An 18537-nucleotide genomic window follows, 5' to 3' on the forward strand; every position below is an offset into this window, starting at 1 on the left:
GGTAAGACGATGAGCGCACCAACAGCAACCAAAATCGGACTCAACACCTCTCTACCAAGTATTCGTCGGATTCATGGCATTATTCGCGACAAGCATGAAGTTGAAATTAAACTGCTTACAGGCGATCAATTGCGGGGCAAAATTAGCTGGATTGATGATCAATGTATTTGCCTAGACACATCTGGTCATAAAGTGGTGATTTGGCAACATGCGATCGCCTTTATCAAGGGCTAAGGCAGAAAAATTAGCTAACTATTTGCGATCGCAGGGCATTAATCTCGATGATTTGTCACAATTAGAATAGGCGGTGCAATGTGCTGTCTATTCTCTGATGCTAATTTCTACTGCTAAAAATAGCGATCGCAATAACGCAATATGAAAGCGGAGTTTTACTATAGCCAGCGTAAATATGAATGTAGTGTGGTTTCGCTTTCTAGCGATCAGGGCGAGATTAAGGAATTAAGAATCCGCAATCCTGAAGGTGAAATTCTCGCAGTGCAGCAGGGACAAAAAATTGCTTTGCGGGGCAAGAGTCGTGCTACCTCCCAAGAAGTTGATATTTTAAAGAGTAATTACTACAACTTAGTCAAGGCAGCAGTTACTGCACTAGACCTAGAGGAAAAACAAAAGTTAATCAAAGATAAAGACGAGCAAATCCGCTTGCTAAATGCAGAGATATCGATCTTTAAAGAAAAGGCTGATTTGTCAGATACGGAAAGAGAAGAAATACTCCATCTGCGCGATCAAATTAAAGCTTTATCTGAGCAACAAACTACATCCGTCTTTAACTATGATGAGCAAGAAATTGAGGCGAAATTACTCAAAAGGTTAGGGAAAAATGCTTGGCATCAGCTAGAAACGGCAAGTCGTAAAGACCTTTTTAGTGCCTACAAGCATAAATATTTAGTAGAGTCAGATATTTTTACGGAGAACTTTTCTGACTATAAGCCTTCGTGTTTGTACATTGCTAGTGTGGTTGAACGCGAGATTGTGCATAGCTTCTTTAAAAGTTTTTATCGGTTTATGTGTCAGCAATATTCGCAGCAAAAAGAATTTGTAATTGCGGGAGTGACATTGAGAAATCGAGGCAAATATACAATTGGGAGTTTGCCCTATTTGATTGCGAAGGAATGGGACACTTTTCGTGAAGAAGTTTTAAATCAAGAGTATTTATCTAGTGACGATCACGATCGCCTGTATTACCAAAAGTTTAATGATCAGAAAATATCCTCCAGCGATCGCCAATTAGTAAATGAATTTCTCGAACAATGGCAACATCCACTTTCGCAATGGTTGCGCTCTAATCGCAAAGCCGCCAGCAAAATCGATCAAGTTGCCAAATTACGGAATTTGACTGCCCATCCTATGCCAATATACAAATGGCAATTCACGGAATTATGGCTACTAGTAATTGGTGGCAAAACTAAAAGTGGTCGTACTCAAAAAGGACTGCTTAAAGAAATCTATGAAACAGTGGTTCTTTGATCAGTACATCACGCACTGTAAAGGAACGTCCTGCATAACAGCAAATGGCAACCATTATAAATAATCTATGTTTTTAGGGATTACGCAATCCTTAAATTAATGCTTAGTTTTAAATATGATTTCTAGAAATCCCAAATAATTAAAAATTAGTTAAAACCTTGAAGTTTATGCCCAATTCTGTTCATACCTCGCAGGTACAACAATTCAATAGTCTCTGGCAAATATGGGAGCAAGGAGCAGAATCACATCCTGATGCGATCGCTCTCTACGATCCCCATGCTAAGCCACCTGTGCGAATTTCTTATAAAGATACCTTTGAACAAATTAATGCGTTCGGGGCAGGTTTGCGATCGCTGGGTGTGAACTTTGGCGACAAGGTAGCACTCATTGCCGATAACTCACCAAGGTGGTTGATTGCCGATCAGGGGATTTTAGCGATCGGGGCAGCCAATGCTACGCGAAGTTCGCAAGCTGAGCGGAGTGAACTGCTCTACATCATTGAGCATAGTGATAGCGTGGCGATCGTGGTCGAAAATCTGGCGACCCTCAAAAAGCTCGAACCAGAATTGCATAGCCTGCCAGTCAAACAAATTATTTTGCTGTCGGACGAAACGCCACCCGAAGGAGCCTATAACTTTCAACAATTATTAGATAAAGGTAGCAGCAAGGATTTAGGTAATCCAACTATCAAACGCGACACCCTTGCAACGCTGATCTACACTTCTGGGACAACTGCCAGACCCAAGGGGGTCATGCTCACCCACGGCAATTTTCTCTACGAAGTGGAAGGGGCGCAGTCAGTTTTAAAATTGCAAGTTAACGAAAAAGTTCTCAGTATTCTCCCCACATGGCATTCCTACGAGCGCACCTTTGAATATTTTATCTTTTCCCAAGGCTGCACGCAGATTTACACCAATCTCCGCACCATCAAAAAGGATCTAAAAGAACATAAACCCCATTACATGGTTGCTGTGCCACGTCTGTGGGAATCAATCTATGAAGGTGTGCAAAAAAACTTTCGTGATCAACCTGAGAGCAAACAGCGCTTAGTCAAATTTTTCCTCACAGCTAGCCAAAAATACATCACTGCCAAACGGGTTGTCCAAGGCTTAAATGTCGAAAATCTCTATCCTTCTCTAGGTGACAAATTTAAAGCATCACTGGTAGTTTTGGGACTATGGGCAGTTCACAAACTTGGTCATAAATTGGTTTATCAAAAAGTACGCGAAGCAACGGGTGGCAACTTTAAATACATTGTTAGCGGTGGTGGCTCGATCGCTGAACACCTCGAAGACTTCTATGAAATTGTCGGCATCGAAATTTTGGGGGGATATGGCTTGACCGAAACCTCACCGATTACCCATGTGCGCCGTCCACATCGCAATATTCGTGGTGGAGATGGGCAGCCCTTGCCCCAGACCGAAACCCGCATCGTCGATATGTCTACCAGAGCCGATGTGCCAATTGGTCATCAAGGATTAGTCCTCATTCGTGGTCCCCAAGTGATGCAGGGCTACTACAAAAATCCTGAAGCGACAGCTAAGGCGATCGATCCAGAGGGGTGGTTTGATACAGGCGATTTGGGCTATGTCAGCAAGTGGCAAGATCTAGTAATTACAGGTCGCGCCAAAGATACGATTGTCTTGACTAATGGCGAGAATATTGAACCTCAGCCTATTGAAGATGCCTGTATTCGCAGTCCTTATATTGATCAGGTCGTCTTAGTGGGGCAAGACCAGAAACAATTGGGTGTTTTAATCGTTCCTAACCTTTCAGCACTGGAATCTGCGGGTTTAATTCCCCCCGATTCAACATTATCAAGCGTTTTGCCAGAGTTGAATCAGCCTAAAATTCGTAATCTTTATCGCGAAGAACTGAATCGTGAAGTGCAAAACCGCCCCGGCTATAGCATTAACGATCGCATTGGTGTTTTTGAGTTCTTGCCTGAACCCTTTACAATCGAAAATGGGTTCCTCACGCAGACATTCAAAATCCGACGTAACATCGTATTTGAGCGTTATCAAGATATTATTGTCAAAATGTTTACTTCATGATGTGAAAGTGGCTTTGCCTCTTTCACATCAACATAAATTATTAGCCAACTGGAGATAACTGTGAGTTTCGATTTTTCTAATCAGCTTTTATTACGTCGCACTGCAAATATTCAAGTGATTGTGACGCAACGCTGGAAAGAGGAAATGCAGCAACAACTGCAACAACAAATTGCTCAAATCGATGCCCAAGTACAGCAAGTTGATGCCCAAGGCTCTCGCCAAATCAATGAAATTGAGCGCCAAAGTATCAAGCCATTTTCTGCAGAAGTATCCAATGCTCTTGAAGGCATTCGGGCAGAAATGAATCGCGTTAAAGCCGAATTATTAGAACAAAAGAATCAATTGCTAACCCAATTGACCCAAGTGCAAAATTTGGAACTAGAACAAGAAGTTTCTCAAGGACAACTTGATAGCTACTTCCCTGCTGCCAAAGGCGATAACTTGATTGCTCAGATGCGTGTGGAAATAGTCCTCCGCGATGGCGTAATCGAAGATATCCGTACTGGTTTCCCTGCTGTCTAAAGCTTAAGGACATCTCCTCTTAAGGGATGTCCTTAAGCATATCCGCCCACTTAAACCCCAAAAGGTATGAACGTTCTACTGGTTTACCCACTTTTTCCAAAAACATTTTGGTCTTATGAAAAAATCCTAGAGCTAGTAAATCGCAAGGTGCTACTACCTCCTCTAGGATTGATTACTGTTGCGGCGATCTTGCCCCAAGAATGGAATTTTAAATTGGTCGATCGCAATGTTCGCACAATTACGGAGGCGGAATGGCAATGGGCGGATATGGTTATTCTGTCGGCAATGATCGTGCAGAAAGATGACCTGCTATCCCTGATTAAAGAAGCGAAACGCCGTGGCAAAAAAGTTGCCTGCGGTGGTCCTTACCCCACCTCAATGCCCGAAGAACCCCAAGCCGCAGGTGTTGATTACCTGATTTTGGATGAGGGTGAAATTACGCTACCGATGTTTGTCGAGGCGATCGCTAAGGGTGAACCCAGTGGCATTTTCCGCACCAATGAAAAGCCCGATGTCACGACTACGCCCGTCCCCCGCTTTGACCTCTTAGAATTTGATGCCTACGACTCAATGTCGGTGCAGTTCTCCCGTGGTTGCCCCTTCCAATGCGAATTTTGCGACATCATCGTTTTGTACGGACGCAAGCCGCGTACCAAGAGTCCTGCTCAGTTATTAGCCGAACTCGACTATTTATATAGCCTTGGCTGGCGACGGGGTGTATTTATGGTCGATGACAACTTCATCGGCAACAAACGCAATGTGCGCTTACTCCTGCTTGAACTGAAGGAATGGCAAAAAGCCCATGGCTATCCCTTCCGCTTCAACACCGAAGCCTCAATCGATCTCGCCGCCGATCAAGAACTCATGGATCTGATGGTGGAATGTTATTTCGATGCCGTATTCCTTGGCATTGAAACTCCCGATGAAGATAGCTTGCAGATGACCAAGAAGTTTCAAAATACAAGGTCATCACTACTAGATTCGGTGGAAGCCATCACCAAAACAGGGATTCGCGTCATGGCGGGCTTCATCATCGGCTTTGATGGTGAGAAAAAAGGAGCAGGCGATCGCATTGTGAGATTTGCCGAACTAACAGGCATCCCCACCACCACCTTCGCAATGTTGCAAGCATTGCCCCATACTGCCCTCTGGCATCGTCTCGAAAAAGAAGGACGATTACGCAGTCAGAATGGCAACTTGAATCAGACCACCTTGATGAACTTTGTGCCAACGCGCCCCGTCGAGGAAATTGCCCGCGAATATGTGGAAGCTTTCTGTGCTTTGTATGAGCCTCATGCCTACCTCGATCGCGTTTACAGCTATTTCTTAAAGCTTGGCGCACCAAGGGTTAAGGTGGAAGCCAAACTTCCCACCCTTACCGACCTGAAGGCATTAGCCATTATCGTCTGGCGGCAAGGCATCAAGCGCGATACCCGTTGGAAGTTCTGGCATCATCTATTTAGCATGATCAAGAAGAATCCTGCGGTGTGGGAGCATTACCTGATCGTCTGCGCCCACAATGAACATTTCATGGAGTACCGCGATATTGTCCGTCGTGAAATTGAAGGACAATTAGCCGCCTATTGGCAAGAGGAAGAGCGTCTAAAGCTTGTAACTCCCACTCCAGCCAGAGAATTAGATCTAGCAAGCTAGTCTATGTAGCGAAATCTTTTATCTATTGAAAGATTTTATTTTCTAATAACCCTTTTTAATTCTTGTTAATAAGCAAGTCTTATTAATAGGAATTGAGAAGGGTTTTGTTTTATCAATTAACCCCAAAATATAATGCGTGTTTTACTCGTCTATCCGTTATTTCCGAAAAGCTTCTGGTCATTTGAGAAAACACTAGAATTAGTTGGTTATAAGGCTCAGCTTCCACCCCTTGGGATGGTCACGGTTGCCGCGATCTTGCCCCAAACTTGGGAATTTAAACTCGTCGATCGCAATGTGCGCGATATCACTGAAGCCGAATGGGAATGGGCGGAAGTGGTGATTCTCTCGGCGATGATTGTGCAGAAGGATGACTTTCTCGCGCAAATTCAAGAGGCGAAAAAACGCGGCAAATTAGTTGCTGTGGGCGGTCCCTATCCCACCGCTTTACCTGAAGAAGCAAAGGTTTCGGGCGCAGATTTCTTGATTCTCGATGAGGGGGAAATTACGTTACCGATGTTTGTCGAGGCGATCAAAAGAGGCGATCGCAGTGGTATTTTGCGAGCCAATGGCGAAAAGCCTGCGGTGACAGATACGCCGATTCCTCGGTTTGATCTCCTAGAAATGAATCGTTATGCGGAAATGTCGGTACAGTTCTCTCGCGGTTGCCCCTTCCAATGCGAATTTTGCGACATCATCGTTCTCTATGGACGGAAGCCACGCACTAAGACTCCTGCTCAGATTCTGGCGGAATTGCAATGTCTCTATGATCTTGGTTGGAGACGCAGCATTTTCATGGTCGATGATAATTTCATCGGCAACAAGCGCAACGTGAAAGTGATGCTGCAAGAACTGAAGCCTTGGATGAAGGAGCGCAATTATCCCTTCTCCTTTGCTACGGAAGCCTCAGTGGATCTTGCTCAAGATCCTGAAATGATGCAGATGATGGTGGAATGTAATTTTGGATCGGTATTCCTTGGCATTGAAACCCCTGACACTGATAGTCTTGCGCTCACCAAGAAGTTCCAAAACAATCGTGATCCGCTTTCAGAATCGGTGATCAATATCGCCAGAGCAGGGATTCGGGTGATGGCAGGATTTATCATCGGCTTTGATGGTGAAAAGAAAGGAGCAGGCGATCGCATTGTTCAATTTGTCGAACTCACGGCAGTTCCTACGGCGCTATTCAGTATGCTGCAAGCCTTGCCTGATACAGGTCTATGGCATCGTTTGAATAAGGAAGGACGGATGATTACCCAGAATAGCAATGGGCATCAAACCACCTTGATGAACTTCATGCCTACTCGTCCTTTGGAAGACATTGCAACGGAATATGTTCATGCCTTTTGGACTCTTTACGATCCCCTTGTCTTTCTCAATCGCACCTACCGCCATTTCTTGATTTTGGGTGAGTCGCCATACAAGCGCATCAAGCGTGAGAAGACTGATCAGAAGAAGAAAACTGATTGGACTGCGATTAAAGCTTTACTAATTCTCTGCTGGCGACAAGGTTTTGTTCGCAAAACCCGTTTCCAATTCTGGATTAATCTCTTTGACTTGATGAAGCGCTATCCCAATGTCGTCACCAGCTACCTATCAGTCTGCGCTCAGGGTGAGCATTTCCTCGAATATCGCTCGATTGTGCGTGAACAGATTGAAGCTCAATTGGCAGATTATCTCGCTAATCCTCCTGTGCTTCAACCCAAGGTTGTACCTGTGGAGAAAAAGTTGGATTTACAAGAAGTGAAGTAGCAATCTCAACATAAGCAAAAGAGTCACAAAGCGACTCTTTTGCTTTATTCAAAAATCTGGGATAGGGGACAAGAAAATTCTGGTAATAATGGGGAAGTGAGGGTGTCGGTTACAAATAGGGTCATCGCTAATTTGAGAACTCCATTTTCACGTCGATAGATTTGGAGTTTCTTTTCTCGCCAATCAGCGATCCAATATTCCAAAACTCCCTGTGATGAATAGAGCTTTAACTTAACTTCGCGATCGCGCTTTTCATTATCAGTTCCTGCCGATAGCACCTCGATCGCTAGATCAGGCGCACCAAGTAGGTGTCCAGATTGATCAATCAAAGCTTCATATTTTTCTTTACTGAGCCACACCACATCAGGAATCACATCATCCTTATTGCCAAAGATTACACCTGCACCCACTGCGGCATAGCCCAATCCTGTGATTTTTGACCAAGCTTTTAGCTCGAAGTAAAAATTGCCGCAAGTGGTTTGATGTTTCCAGTGGGGCGCTCTCGTCACGTAAAGTTCTCCTTCAATAATTTCATAACGGTTGCCGTTGTCAGGTAACAATTCGAGGTCAGCACTTGTCCAGAGCAGTTTGTCCTCTGGGGCATTGGCTGAGAGATTTGGAGGTGCGATCGCTTGAGTCATGATGTTTTCCTAAGCAGAGCGATATGGTGATTATAGCAATCATCCTCTTTTGTCAGAATTTTGGATTGACAAAGATTTTGTAGGGACAAAGCATTCCCACACAGATTTATAAATCCTCAGATTCCCTTGATTTGGGAATGCTCTGTCCTAAATCTCATAACGCAGGGACAATTATTATTGTAGTTTTTCATTTTGCCGTAGGCAAAATGAAAAACCACGATGCAGGGATAGTTTATCGGTGAAAGGGGAGAGGGTTAAGCATTTGCGGATTGAGATTTTGGTGAGGAGTTTTGGAATTGTGGCGCAAATGCTTAACCCCTACTTTTTCTTAAAAATTTTATCTGTATTTCAAAATCTATTTATCACCCGATGTCATCGCTTAAATTTGTTAGCAATTTTGAAGCGTGAAATATTGTCAGAAGATAGATTGTGTCATTCTCTAAGGAATAGACAATACGGTAATTGAGAAAAATCACTTCTTTATTTGTGCCATGTTTTTAAACTAAGCATGGCTTGTGAGTGGGTAAGCGTGTCTCCTGCCTGAACTTGTTGCAATCCTGTCTCTACTTTGTAGAGAAAATAAATACGCTCTAATATATCCTCAAAGTCAACATTTTGAAGGAGTTCGGTGACTGCATTTAGAACTTGTTCTTTAATAGTCATCTTTTTGGATTTCTCGTTAGATGATTTCAAGTATATTGTAAAAAATTTTTGATCATCAGAGTCGAAAGGGGAAAAGATAAAAGGCAAAAGAGAAAAAAGCAAAGAACAGATGATTTTCTTTCGCTTAAAAAGTGACAATAACCCGAAAGCTAGTATAGTCGTTCTGCAAGCGTGCGCGCCCCCTGAACCGATTAGCCGACCGACAATAGATTGCATAGTTGAGCCAAGAGCCACCACGAAGTAAGCGATAACGATTGTCATTATCATTTATGTTGATATTGCCCCAAGCTTGATTTCCCTGCTTCTTGAGATTCTCTGGTTTATCAGCATAGTTATCGTGCCACTCATCTAAACACCATTCCCAGACATTGCCGTGCATTTGATAAATACCCCATGCATTCGGCTGAAAACTATCCACATTTACTGTTACTTCTCGATATTTGCCATTGGGTGCATCACCATAGGGATAGTTACCATTATAGTTAACTTGATCAGTGGTAACTACTTTACCAAAAGCAAAGGACGTAGTCGTACCTGCGCGACAGGCATATTCCCATTCCGCTTCAGTGGGTAGTCTTGCTGACTTTCCTATCTGCTCTGATAGCTTTTTACAGAATGCCCTAGCCTGATGCCAAGACACTCCCACTACAGGCTGTTGAAAATCACGTTGAAACTTTTTGTCATACATTTCACCACTTTTAGTTTTCATCACCACTTGCCATTGAGCATTTGTCACTGCATATTTGCCAATTAGAAATTCCTGTAACTGTACCTCATGAATAGGTTTCTCACTGTCAAGCTCATAACTCCCCATAATGAATTTTCCTGTGGGAACCTTTACTAATTCTAGCTTTACGCCATTGAGATCTAAGGTCAAGCCCTCATTGGAAGCATAGGGAATGGGGATATCTGTTTTATTCGCTGAGATCGTAAGTGTATCGACTGCCTTAGAAGCATAGAGGCTATAAACTTCTAGTCTATCCATAGTGATCGCAGGCACTTCAATCTCAGTGATTGACTCAAGTTTTAAATCCAGAAAATCACAAATATTTCCTAAACATTCAGAAATTGTCACTCCATTACCAGTTCCCATCATCCGAGCATCAAATTCCGACTCTGATCGCACATTACCCATTCGCTCTAGAGCATCCTGTAGTCGATCTTTTTTCATTTCACCAGTTGCTAAGAAATTGGCAATACGTTGAGATTCGAGATCAGACTCAATACTGCGAAACTGCTGTGCTTCTAGCAAGTTCGCAATATTCTGAATCTCATCCATTGCCTTAGATAGCTCTTTGTCTACCCTTGAGACATTAGTCAATAAATCCTGAAAACTGCCCATAAATGGCTTCATGTATTCCTCAAAATTCAGAGCAATATCCACAAACTCCGCAGTTTTAGCTTGCAGTGCATTAATTTCTAATTGCAACTCATAGAGATCCTTTTGTGACCTAATCTCTTCCAGTACTTGTGCCAATAACTGCTTTTGAGAATCCTGATCACTAGCAATACGTTTTAAGCTCTCACTCATCAAATCTAATTTTTTGAGCATCAGTACCGCCGCATAGCCCGTTGATTTGGCAATTTCAAAAAGTTGAGACTGCATGTTGCCCAGCATCGCTAAAGCTTGGGGATTAGGATTCGCTTTCTGGCGTTCTTGCTGTTCTTTGAGCAGGCGCTTTTGTTCTTTTTCAGCGATCTCATTACAATTTTCGCCAATGGTTTCCTTAATCTCTTTCGCTAATTCCTGAAAGAACCTTTGATAGTCATACTGATGGTGCTTGAGAACCTGCACCATTTCATCATAATTTTGCACGATCTCATTTAGCTCTCGATAGCGTTCTTCAAAGCTAAGAGCCTGACGAGTTTTATGCTCAATGACCTTTTTACTAAATATGCCTCGTTTTTCTTCCTTTTTGATAACTAATCGCCCCTTGCTCAAATGCTCATTACGCTGACGAATTTGCTTTTGCAATTGATCGAGTTTACCCCCCGACAGTGCTGGCAAGCGATAGGTTTTCTTGTAAATCTTGATCTCGCGCTTGCCGTCATTGTTATTGGTCATATTTAGCAGATTTTTGAGCGATTATTGACTGACTATTATCATACAAAAAACAAAGGTGGTGGAAGCTCTGTTGCTAATTACTGGGTTATTGCTGCTCTTGCTGAAGTAAATACTCTAATTGTTTTCTTAAAATCTCAAAATCTTCAATGTAAGTATCCCAAACAATTTCTAAACTTACACGAAAGTATTCATGAGCTACCCTATTTCTCATTGAGATAATTGCATCCCAAGGAATTTCAGGATATTTTTGTTGTAAGTCATCTGGAAGATTAGCCGAAGCCTCACCAATAATTACAAAGTCATACAAAACTGCCTTAGCTATAGTTTCATTAGCCACCAGATCTTCAAAAGTTAAATCCTCCAAACGTTTTGCGATCGCGTTTATTGAGTCTAAAATATCTTGAATTCTTAGATTCCAAGCTCTAGAAGACACTGACAACCTCTTTAAGTACAATTTCACGAATAGAATTTTTTAGCATTTCTCGCGTTCCTAAGTCCACTTTACAGCCTAGCAAATCCTGTAAATAGTGCTGAATCCCAATAAATTTTATTAACCCAGTTGGACGCGATAAATCTACTAAGACATCGACATCACTACCTAAATGCGCCTCATCCCTTGCAACAGAGCCAAATAAATCAAGCGATCGCACACCCAGTTTTTGCAACTCTTCCTTATGTTCATCAATGATTCTTAATACTTCACTGCGCCTTAAAATATTACTCATTTGTATTTATTTTAGTTAGCTATAAATGCATCATATAGCAATCCTAAAAAGTGATGGGAAATGTTCCCATTTGAGAAAGAACTTGTAGTAGAAATCACGATTGCTATAGCAGTCTTAAATCATTTGTAGATTTTGGGTTTGTGGAGGCATACCCCAGAGGGGTGTGCCTGCATTAGGGTGAAGAATTATTGAGAACCCTCAACGGATTTTGTTGACTGCTGTAGGCTAACCATTATTAAAAAAATTTCTAAGGGTCGGTATTTTATAAAATGTACAATAAATCAACTAAAGATCCTGTAGTTGCCGCAGTTACAGCAGGTTTGGGTGCAGGCGCAGTTGCTTGCTTTAGTGTGAGTCAAGGTCAAAATGTTTTTGTAGCGATTGGGGTAACAGCTTTCGCCACAGCCGTTGCTTTGATCATCGATCGCTTGTTTTTCAACTAAAATTAAATAATCAAAAAGACTGCTCAGCAGTCTTTTTGATTATTTAATTTATTTTTTGGGATTTTTAGGAAATTGAGTACCGAATTAAAGAAATTTGTGGTGTGGGGCAGCTATTGCGAAAATGTCCTCGAAAAACGCGCTCCCTTTCGCCAAGCACATCTAGATAATCTGAAAGCTTTGCACGAAGCTGGGAAGTTATTAACCATTGGCCCGACTCAAGATGTCACTAAAGTATTTGCGGTATATGCTGCTCCTGACTTAGATTCCGCCAAGCAACTAGTAGAAGCCGATCCGTATTGGCAAAATGGGATTTGGACAGACTACGAAGTTCATGAATGGATTCAGGTTTACTAATAATTACTAAATAAAAGGGCGCTTTGCGCCCTTTTATTCTTCCGAATCAGTTGTAGCAGGACTAGCAAAGTGATTGAAGAGTATTCTGCCCGTGCCTGCGATCGGTGGAGCGATGATTGCGCCGACTACTCCAAATAGCTCTGCACCGACAATGATGGAAAGTAGAAGTTCAAAGGGATCGAGGTTGAGATAGGGGGCGACGAGCCACGGTTGGAGAATAAAAGCTTCAATCTGTTGCAGACTAAAGCAGATAAAAAGAGCGATCGCCCCTCGATTAAAATCTACACCCCATGCAGCAATAAACATCGCACCTAGGGCAACTAAACCACCGATATAGGGCACAAGATTAGCGATCGCTACTAATAACCCTAATGCTCCTGAATAGGGAATGCCAAATAGAGAGAGGGTTAAGTAAGTACAGAATCCCAACAAAGTCGAAGTACCGATGCGACCGACCACATAGGCTCCCAGACATCGGGTAATGGGTGGAATCAGAAATTCGATTTCATGGCGAACTCTTTTAGAAAAAGGGCTTAAACATCGCCGCATTAAACTACTGGAATTGATCACCATATAGGCAGTAATCAAGAGACTTAAAATGCCCACACCGATCGCATTAAAAATTTGGAGAGTAAACCCAAAGGTCTGGCTCACAATTTCCTTACCAAAATTTTGAGCTTGATCTATGAGTGGTTGAGTTTGGAGAATGCGATTGAGCTGTTCTTGACTGAGATTGAATAGTCCTCCTTTGGGAAGTTGAATTTGCTCTAGTAGATTGGGAAGCTTAATAAAAAATTGACCAAGTTCTAAAATAATCTGCGGTGCTGGGGCGATCGCTAAGACCACGATGATTAATAAAACTAGATAAAGTAATACAACTGCCCAGACTCGATTTAAACCAATGCGCCAGTTGCGAATATTGATCCGCACGCTGGTAATCTTTTCAATAATGGGGGAAATTGCTCCAGCTAAAAATAAGCTGGTCAGTAATAATTGCAAAGTCTGACGCAAGCGAAAGGCAAGATAAATCGCGATCGCTGCAATTAAAAAGCGTTTGAGGTATTTGCTAAAGATAGTTTTGCCATCTAACACAATTATGCTTCTATCTTAGGATTTTGATCTTTGTCTGATTTACATTACTTGGTCGTCAGGTAAATCACAATATTTTTATTAAAAATTTTGTTTTGCAATATTTTCAATAAAAACATAAAGCCCCAAAAGCGGTGGCGCACGCTGCGCGTGCGCCACCGCTTTTGGGGCTTTATTAGGTAAAATGCAACCTGTTATGACTGGAAAGCTGATCCTACTTTTACAATTACTATACAAGTAATCAATCACTGCAAAGCTCACATGAACTATGGGTATGAAGCGATCGCGATCGGGCGACGTATTTTATTAGAACTATTTCGGACATACCGCACCTTGCTCCTGTGGGTAATCTTCCCCATTTCGATGCTCTTGCTCAATGGCTTTGTCTTGGCGGAAGGCTCAAAAATTACAACTGCCGAATCTTTCAAACTGGCTGCTCCTGCCTCATTAATTGGCTCAGCCCTATTTTTTAGCTGTCTCGGCGGCACGATGTCCACCATTGTCGCTGAGCGGGAAAGTCTGACCATTAAACGTTTATTAATTTCCCCAATTAACGGAATTTCTTATTTCTTAGGTATTTTCTTTGCCTATGCCGCGATTGGCGTGGGGCAAACCCTGATTATCTATACCGTAGCTGCCTTTTGGGAAGTGCGCTTTAGTGGATCGATCGCGGTGGGAGCCTTAGTGATCTTGGCGAGCATTGGTTCCTATGTGGGAATGGGATTTGTCCTTGCCACTAAATTTGCGCGTAAGGTCGAAGATGTGAATTCGCTAGTGGCAGGTTTTGGCGTACCGCTATTGATGTTAGGTGGTGCGTTTTTCCCTACCACCTTTTTATCGAAGGATTTACTGTTAATCACCCAATTCAATCCTGTCTATCACATGAGCGAAGCTTTTACAGCCCTCTCAACCGATAGCAAATCTTTAACCAGTACAGACATGCTGATCCACTTGCGATTTTTAGTAGGATTTTTTATTGTGGCGATCGCCTCAGGATGGCTTGCCTATAAACGGATGTTACGAAAAGAAAGTCATTTATAAGAAATATAAAGAAAGAAAGGGTCGCTTTGCGACCCTTTCTTTCTTTTGGCGCTATATTTAGCATTTCCATAATTTACCGAGCTATAAATTCTTGCTTTCTATGCGCGAACTATATCCAGCGATCGAGCCATATCACCAAGGATTCCTCCAAGTCTCAGATTTACACACAATTTATTTTGAAGAATCAGGCAATCCTCAAGGTCAACCCGTCGTAATTTTGCATGGCGGACCTGGAGGTGGTAGTCAACCGATTTATCGACAGTATTTTGATGCTAATTGGTGGCGAATTGTCCAATTTGATCAACGTGGCTGTGGTCAAAGTACACCCCATGCAGAACTTCGTGAAAACACCACATGGCATTTGGTGGAGGATATTGAAACTTTACGGAAATATCTGAACATCGATCGCTGGACTGTGTCAGGAGGCAGTTGGGGCAGTACCCTTGCGCTTTCCTATAGCCAAACCTATCCCGAATATTGCAAGGCTCTAATTTTGAGGGGTATCTTTCTGCTGCGAAAAAAAGAACTGGATTGGTTTTATCAAGAGGGAGCTAGTTACTTTTTCCCAGATGCTTGGGAAGAATACCTGCAACCGATCCCTATCGATGAACGTGACGATATGATTTCCGCTTACTATCGTCGTCTTACCAGTGATGACCAACAAGTGCGATCACAAGCTGCCCGTGCTTGGTCAATTTGGGAGGCAAGCACTAGTAAGTTGATTCCTGACGCATCATTAATTGAGCGCTTTGGGACAGAAGATTTTGCTGATGCCTTTTCCCGACTTGAGTGCCATTATTTTATGAATAAAGGCTTTTTCACATCTGAACAGCAGCTATTGCAAAACATTGATCGCATTCGCCATATTCCAACGGTGATTGTCCAAGGTCGTTATGACGTAGTGTGCCCCATGTTTACGGCTTGGGAATTACATCAAGCTTTTCCCGAAGCAGAATTTGTAATTGTTCCTGATGCGGGACACTCCATGACTGAGGTGGGTATCAGGAGTGCATTGATCGAGGCTGGTGATCGTATGTCAGACGGTAAATCCAGACAAAGTAGCGCTAAATCATAACTCTAAATCAAATTTACGTTATAGTTACGCAGACATTTATGTAATGCTGTCAAACCTTGACTTAAAGGTTTAGGAATCAAACTCGATCGCCGTGGTAAGCCACTCGACACAACCTGATACGTAGCTAGTTGTAACAGGTACGGAAGAATAACTAATGAGTAAAATAATGGCAGGTAAAAAGCGCTTAAAAACTAGCATTAGTATAATTACTCAGTTTTATCCACCTGATTATGCAGCGACTGGACAATTTATATATGACTTAGCTACTGCGCTAGTGCAAGAGGGCTTTGATGTCAGTGTGTTTACGGGAATGCCAGGATACGCCTTTAGACAAATGGATGTAGAACACCAAGAGCAGATTAATGGTGTATTTGTAAGGCGGACTGGTTCGATCCATCTGATGTCTAAGCGTATTCGCAATAAAGTTGTTAGTAGTGTGTTGTTCCTCCTCCGATGTGTAATTAAATTTCGGCGTAAAAGTATACGCGGTTCGCATTTAGTTTTAACTTCAGCTCCACCGTTTTTGGGATTAATTGGTTGGTTTTATAACAAGATTTTTGGGCATACCTATAGCTGCATTATTTATGATGTTTATCCTGAAGTAGCTGTGCGCTTGCGGGTCGTTGCTCCCGATCATTGGATCATCAAATTTTGGGAATTTGTAAATCTTAAGGTTTGGGAGAGGGCGGAATCTTTAATTGTGTTAAGTGAGCCAATGAAGCAGCTCTTAGTCAAAAAAAACAAATATTTGGCTGACAAAATTCATGTGATTCATAGCTGGGCAGATCCTAAATTTATTCGTCCCCTTGCTAAGTCGGAGAATTGGTTTGCTCGACAATATGGACTAACTGATTGTTTTGTAGTGCTGTACTCAGGCAACTTAGGGCGCTGTCATGATAGTCGGACAATTCTCAAATGTATGCAGTTGCTGAGCGATCGCCCTGATATTAAATTTTTGTTCATAGGCAATGGTGTTGGCTCACAGGTTGTGGCTAAAGCGATCGCCGCAGGTGAACTGCCAAATGTGCTGCAATTGCCTTACCAAGATCGGGAAGTTCTGCCCTTTTCTCTTACAGCCTGTGATCTCTCTTTAGTAAGCATTTTGCCGAATGTTGGTGACACGATCGCCCCATCGAAAATCTATGGCATCTTAGCGGCGGAGCGACCCGTTGCCGTAATCTGTCCTCCCAATAACTATTTACGTGAAATGGTGGATCAAGGAGACTGTGGCAGTTACTTTGATAATGGTGATGCACAGGGTTTGGCGGATTACATTTGTTGGCTAGCGGCAAATCCCCAGATTCAAGAAAGACTTGGCAAAAATGCCCGTAGATTTCTGGAGCTTTATTACACGATTGATCAAGCTATCCCTAGATATATTGAAGCTCTGGGGCTAAAAAAGCATTATGAGACTGGAAATACCCGACCACAATCTCCTCAATCTCCTATTTGCCATTAACGTTAGTTCGGGTTAAGCTGGCAAATTTTAAACACCCAAAAGTAAAAGCCTTGCTACGCAAGGCTTTTACTTTTGGGTGTTGAGAGAGGGTTTGCGTAGCAAACCCTCTCTCACTCTCAATACCAGTTTCAAATTATCTCGAACTCACGTTTCATTAACGTCAGTTCGACAAAAGTACAAAATGGTCGGTCATATATCATGTTTGTCATTAACGTCAGTTCGACGAAGGCGGAAAATGGTAAAAATCGCTAAGTGATTTTTACCATTTTCCGCCATTTGCGCGCCGCGAAGCGCCGCGCAAATGCGTTACGAACTCACGTGTCATTAAGGTCTATGGACGTTATCAGTGTCATTGCCTTTAGGTTATAAAAGCTTGCTCTATATAGGTCTGTAAGCAAAATTCTGATAGGACTTGAGGCTGTTGCTTGTTGAGATCCTGTGACATCTGGTAACTGCGATCGCGATTGATGCGGCGTACTAGAGCAACATCAAACCGACAAGCCAATGTCGCTAGCTCTGGATGTTGACATAAAAATAGCGAGGCAGCTTGAATCAGTTTGGTTTGTTTTTGCGGTGTAATTGCCAAAATGCCATCACCATCCCAGTTGCGATCGCTACGAGTTTTAACCTCAACAAAGATTAACCATTGGCGATCGCAAGCGATCAAATCTAATTCTCCCCACCGACACCGCCATTGCGTCGCTAAGATTTCCCAACCCTGCGCTTGCAAAAGTTGTGCCACCAACATTTCCCCGCGATCGCCTACTTTCTTGGTCATAGGTCTTTCCCTAACAGAAATTGATGGTATGCAGCTACCGTATCAAGAAAGTACAGGTGGAACTGAGTAGTGCTTTTACTTTCGCCCGCTTGTGATAGTCTCAATAACATACAGAATTAAGATTATGAAAATCACAGATTTTAGCTTACGCAATTTTATCTTCAAAGCCATCAATTTATTGTTGTGCTTAGCTCTGATCGTAATTGGGGCTAAACCTGTTGCGGCAGATGTATACGTAAAAGCCTTTCTCGAAGGAGCTGATTTTTCTGGGCGATCGCTTCAAGGCTATCAATTCAACGAATCCGATCTACGGAATGCCTCCTTTGTCAATGCTGATGCCCAAGGAGTTAGTTTCTTCGCTGCCAATATGAAAGAGGCAAACTTGACAGGAGCAAATCTAAGCAATAGCACTCTTGATAATGCGCGGCTTGACAAAGCAGACTTAACTAACGTGGTTTTAGAGGGTTCCTTTGCCTATGGCACTTCTTTTAATAACGTGATTATAGATGGTGCTGATTTTACTGATGTAGATTTAAGACCACCAATTCGCAAAAAGCTGTGTCAATTTGCTAAGGGTCAAAACCCTAAAACTGGCAGACTAACTCGTGAAACCCTTGAATGTAACTAGACCTATTGCGCTCTTCATCGATAGAACTACGATATTTGTATTAAAAGTACTGGTAAGTCGTAATTTTAATACAAATATTGGTTGTGGTTTCAGTCCAAAGCGTTGTAATAGTT

19 protein-coding genes are annotated in these 18537 nt (G+C 42.5%); 12 read left to right on the forward strand and 7 right to left on the reverse strand.

Annotated elements, in window-relative coordinates; genetic code table 11:
* Positions 1-9: 9 nt before the first annotated feature.
* The 6 genes from NMG48_RS09750 (at position 10) to NMG48_RS09775 (ending at position 7463) form a co-directional block, all read left to right on the forward strand.
* A complete protein-coding gene (locus NMG48_RS09750; protein WP_126384444.1) occupies positions 10-234 on the forward strand; it encodes an Hfq-related RNA-binding protein in 225 nt (74 codons plus the stop codon).
* A 141-nt stretch (positions 235-375) separates the two neighbouring features.
* Positions 376-1485, forward strand: a complete 1110-nt coding sequence (locus tag NMG48_RS09755) for a hypothetical protein (RefSeq protein ID WP_271255036.1) — start codon at positions 376-378, stop codon at positions 1483-1485.
* A 167-nt stretch (positions 1486-1652) separates the two neighbouring features.
* Entirely contained in the window at positions 1653-3539 is a 1887-nt protein-coding gene (locus NMG48_RS09760; protein WP_271255037.1) for an AMP-dependent synthetase/ligase, read from the forward strand.
* Positions 3540-3599: 60 nt separating this feature from the next.
* A complete protein-coding gene (locus NMG48_RS09765; protein WP_126384435.1) occupies positions 3600-4061 on the forward strand; it encodes a YlqD family protein in 462 nt (153 codons plus the stop codon).
* 66 nt (positions 4062-4127) lie between these two features.
* Complete coding sequence (locus NMG48_RS09770) at positions 4128-5714, forward strand: B12-binding domain-containing radical SAM protein (RefSeq protein ID WP_271255038.1); 1587 nt, start codon at positions 4128-4130, stop codon at positions 5712-5714.
* Positions 5715-5846: 132 nt separating this feature from the next.
* Complete coding sequence (locus NMG48_RS09775) at positions 5847-7463, forward strand: B12-binding domain-containing radical SAM protein (RefSeq protein ID WP_271255039.1); 1617 nt, start codon at positions 5847-5849, stop codon at positions 7461-7463.
* A gap of 44 nt (positions 7464-7507) precedes the next feature.
* On the opposite strand, the gene NMG48_RS09780 is transcribed toward NMG48_RS09775, so the two are convergent.
* From NMG48_RS09780 to NMG48_RS09800, 5 genes are all read right to left on the reverse strand, one after another.
* A complete protein-coding gene (locus NMG48_RS09780) occupies positions 7508-8104 on the reverse strand; it encodes a Uma2 family endonuclease (RefSeq protein WP_271255040.1) in 597 nt (198 codons plus the stop codon).
* Positions 8105-8584: 480 nt separating this feature from the next.
* Positions 8585-8767: a hypothetical protein gene (locus tag NMG48_RS09785; protein WP_271255041.1), complete on the reverse strand. Its 183-nt coding sequence runs from the start codon at positions 8765-8767 to the stop codon at positions 8585-8587.
* A 124-nt stretch (positions 8768-8891) separates the two neighbouring features.
* Positions 8892-10832 (reverse strand): SUMF1/EgtB/PvdO family nonheme iron enzyme, encoded by a 1941-nt coding sequence (locus NMG48_RS09790; protein WP_271255042.1) that lies wholly within the window; start codon positions 10830-10832, stop codon positions 8892-8894.
* A gap of 85 nt (positions 10833-10917) precedes the next feature.
* The gene (locus tag NMG48_RS09795; protein ID WP_271255043.1) at positions 10918-11265 is read right to left on the reverse strand and encodes a HepT-like ribonuclease domain-containing protein; all 348 of its coding nucleotides are present in this window, start codon (positions 11263-11265) and stop codon (positions 10918-10920) included.
* Positions 11255-11557, reverse strand: a complete 303-nt coding sequence (locus NMG48_RS09800; protein ID WP_271255044.1) for a nucleotidyltransferase family protein — start codon at positions 11555-11557, stop codon at positions 11255-11257. Before NMG48_RS09800 ends, NMG48_RS09795 begins: the two co-directional genes overlap by 11 nt.
* 269 nt (positions 11558-11826) lie before the next feature.
* Between NMG48_RS09800 and NMG48_RS09805 the strand changes: the two genes are divergently transcribed.
* A complete protein-coding gene (locus NMG48_RS09805) occupies positions 11827-12000 on the forward strand; it encodes a hypothetical protein (protein ID WP_169362710.1) in 174 nt (57 codons plus the stop codon).
* A 72-nt stretch (positions 12001-12072) separates the two neighbouring features.
* A complete protein-coding gene (locus NMG48_RS09810; protein ID WP_271255045.1) occupies positions 12073-12354 on the forward strand; it encodes a YciI family protein in 282 nt (93 codons plus the stop codon).
* A gap of 33 nt (positions 12355-12387) precedes the next feature.
* Here the strand turns inward: NMG48_RS09810 and NMG48_RS09815 are convergent, their stop codons facing one another.
* Positions 12388-13446, reverse strand: a complete 1059-nt coding sequence (locus NMG48_RS09815) for an AI-2E family transporter (RefSeq protein WP_271255046.1) — start codon at positions 13444-13446, stop codon at positions 12388-12390.
* Positions 13447-13704: 258 nt separating this feature from the next.
* Between NMG48_RS09815 and NMG48_RS09820 the strand changes: the two genes are divergently transcribed.
* From NMG48_RS09820 to NMG48_RS09830, 3 genes are all read left to right on the forward strand, one after another.
* On the forward strand, positions 13705-14484 hold the full coding sequence (locus tag NMG48_RS09820; protein ID WP_271255047.1) for an ABC transporter permease: 780 nt from the start codon (positions 13705-13707) through the stop codon (positions 14482-14484).
* A gap of 100 nt (positions 14485-14584) precedes the next feature.
* Positions 14585-15559, forward strand: coding sequence for a prolyl aminopeptidase (gene pip, locus NMG48_RS09825; protein ID WP_271255048.1), 975 nt, complete (start codon positions 14585-14587; stop codon positions 15557-15559).
* 154 nt (positions 15560-15713) lie between these two features.
* Entirely contained in the window at positions 15714-17018 is a 1305-nt protein-coding gene (locus tag NMG48_RS09830; protein WP_271255049.1) for a glycosyltransferase family 4 protein, read from the forward strand.
* A 358-nt stretch (positions 17019-17376) separates the two neighbouring features.
* Here the strand turns inward: NMG48_RS09830 and NMG48_RS09835 are convergent, their stop codons facing one another.
* Complete coding sequence (locus tag NMG48_RS09835) at positions 17377-17796, reverse strand: YraN family protein (RefSeq protein ID WP_271255050.1); 420 nt, start codon at positions 17794-17796, stop codon at positions 17377-17379.
* A gap of 124 nt (positions 17797-17920) precedes the next feature.
* Between NMG48_RS09835 and NMG48_RS09840 the strand changes: the two genes are divergently transcribed.
* Entirely contained in the window at positions 17921-18424 is a 504-nt protein-coding gene (locus tag NMG48_RS09840; RefSeq protein WP_271255051.1) for a pentapeptide repeat-containing protein, read from the forward strand.
* Positions 18425-18537: the final 113 nt, after the last annotated feature.

Source organism: Pseudanabaena sp. Chao 1811 (assembly GCF_027942295.1).
Classification (GTDB): domain Bacteria; phylum Cyanobacteriota; class Cyanobacteriia; order Pseudanabaenales; family Pseudanabaenaceae; genus Pseudanabaena.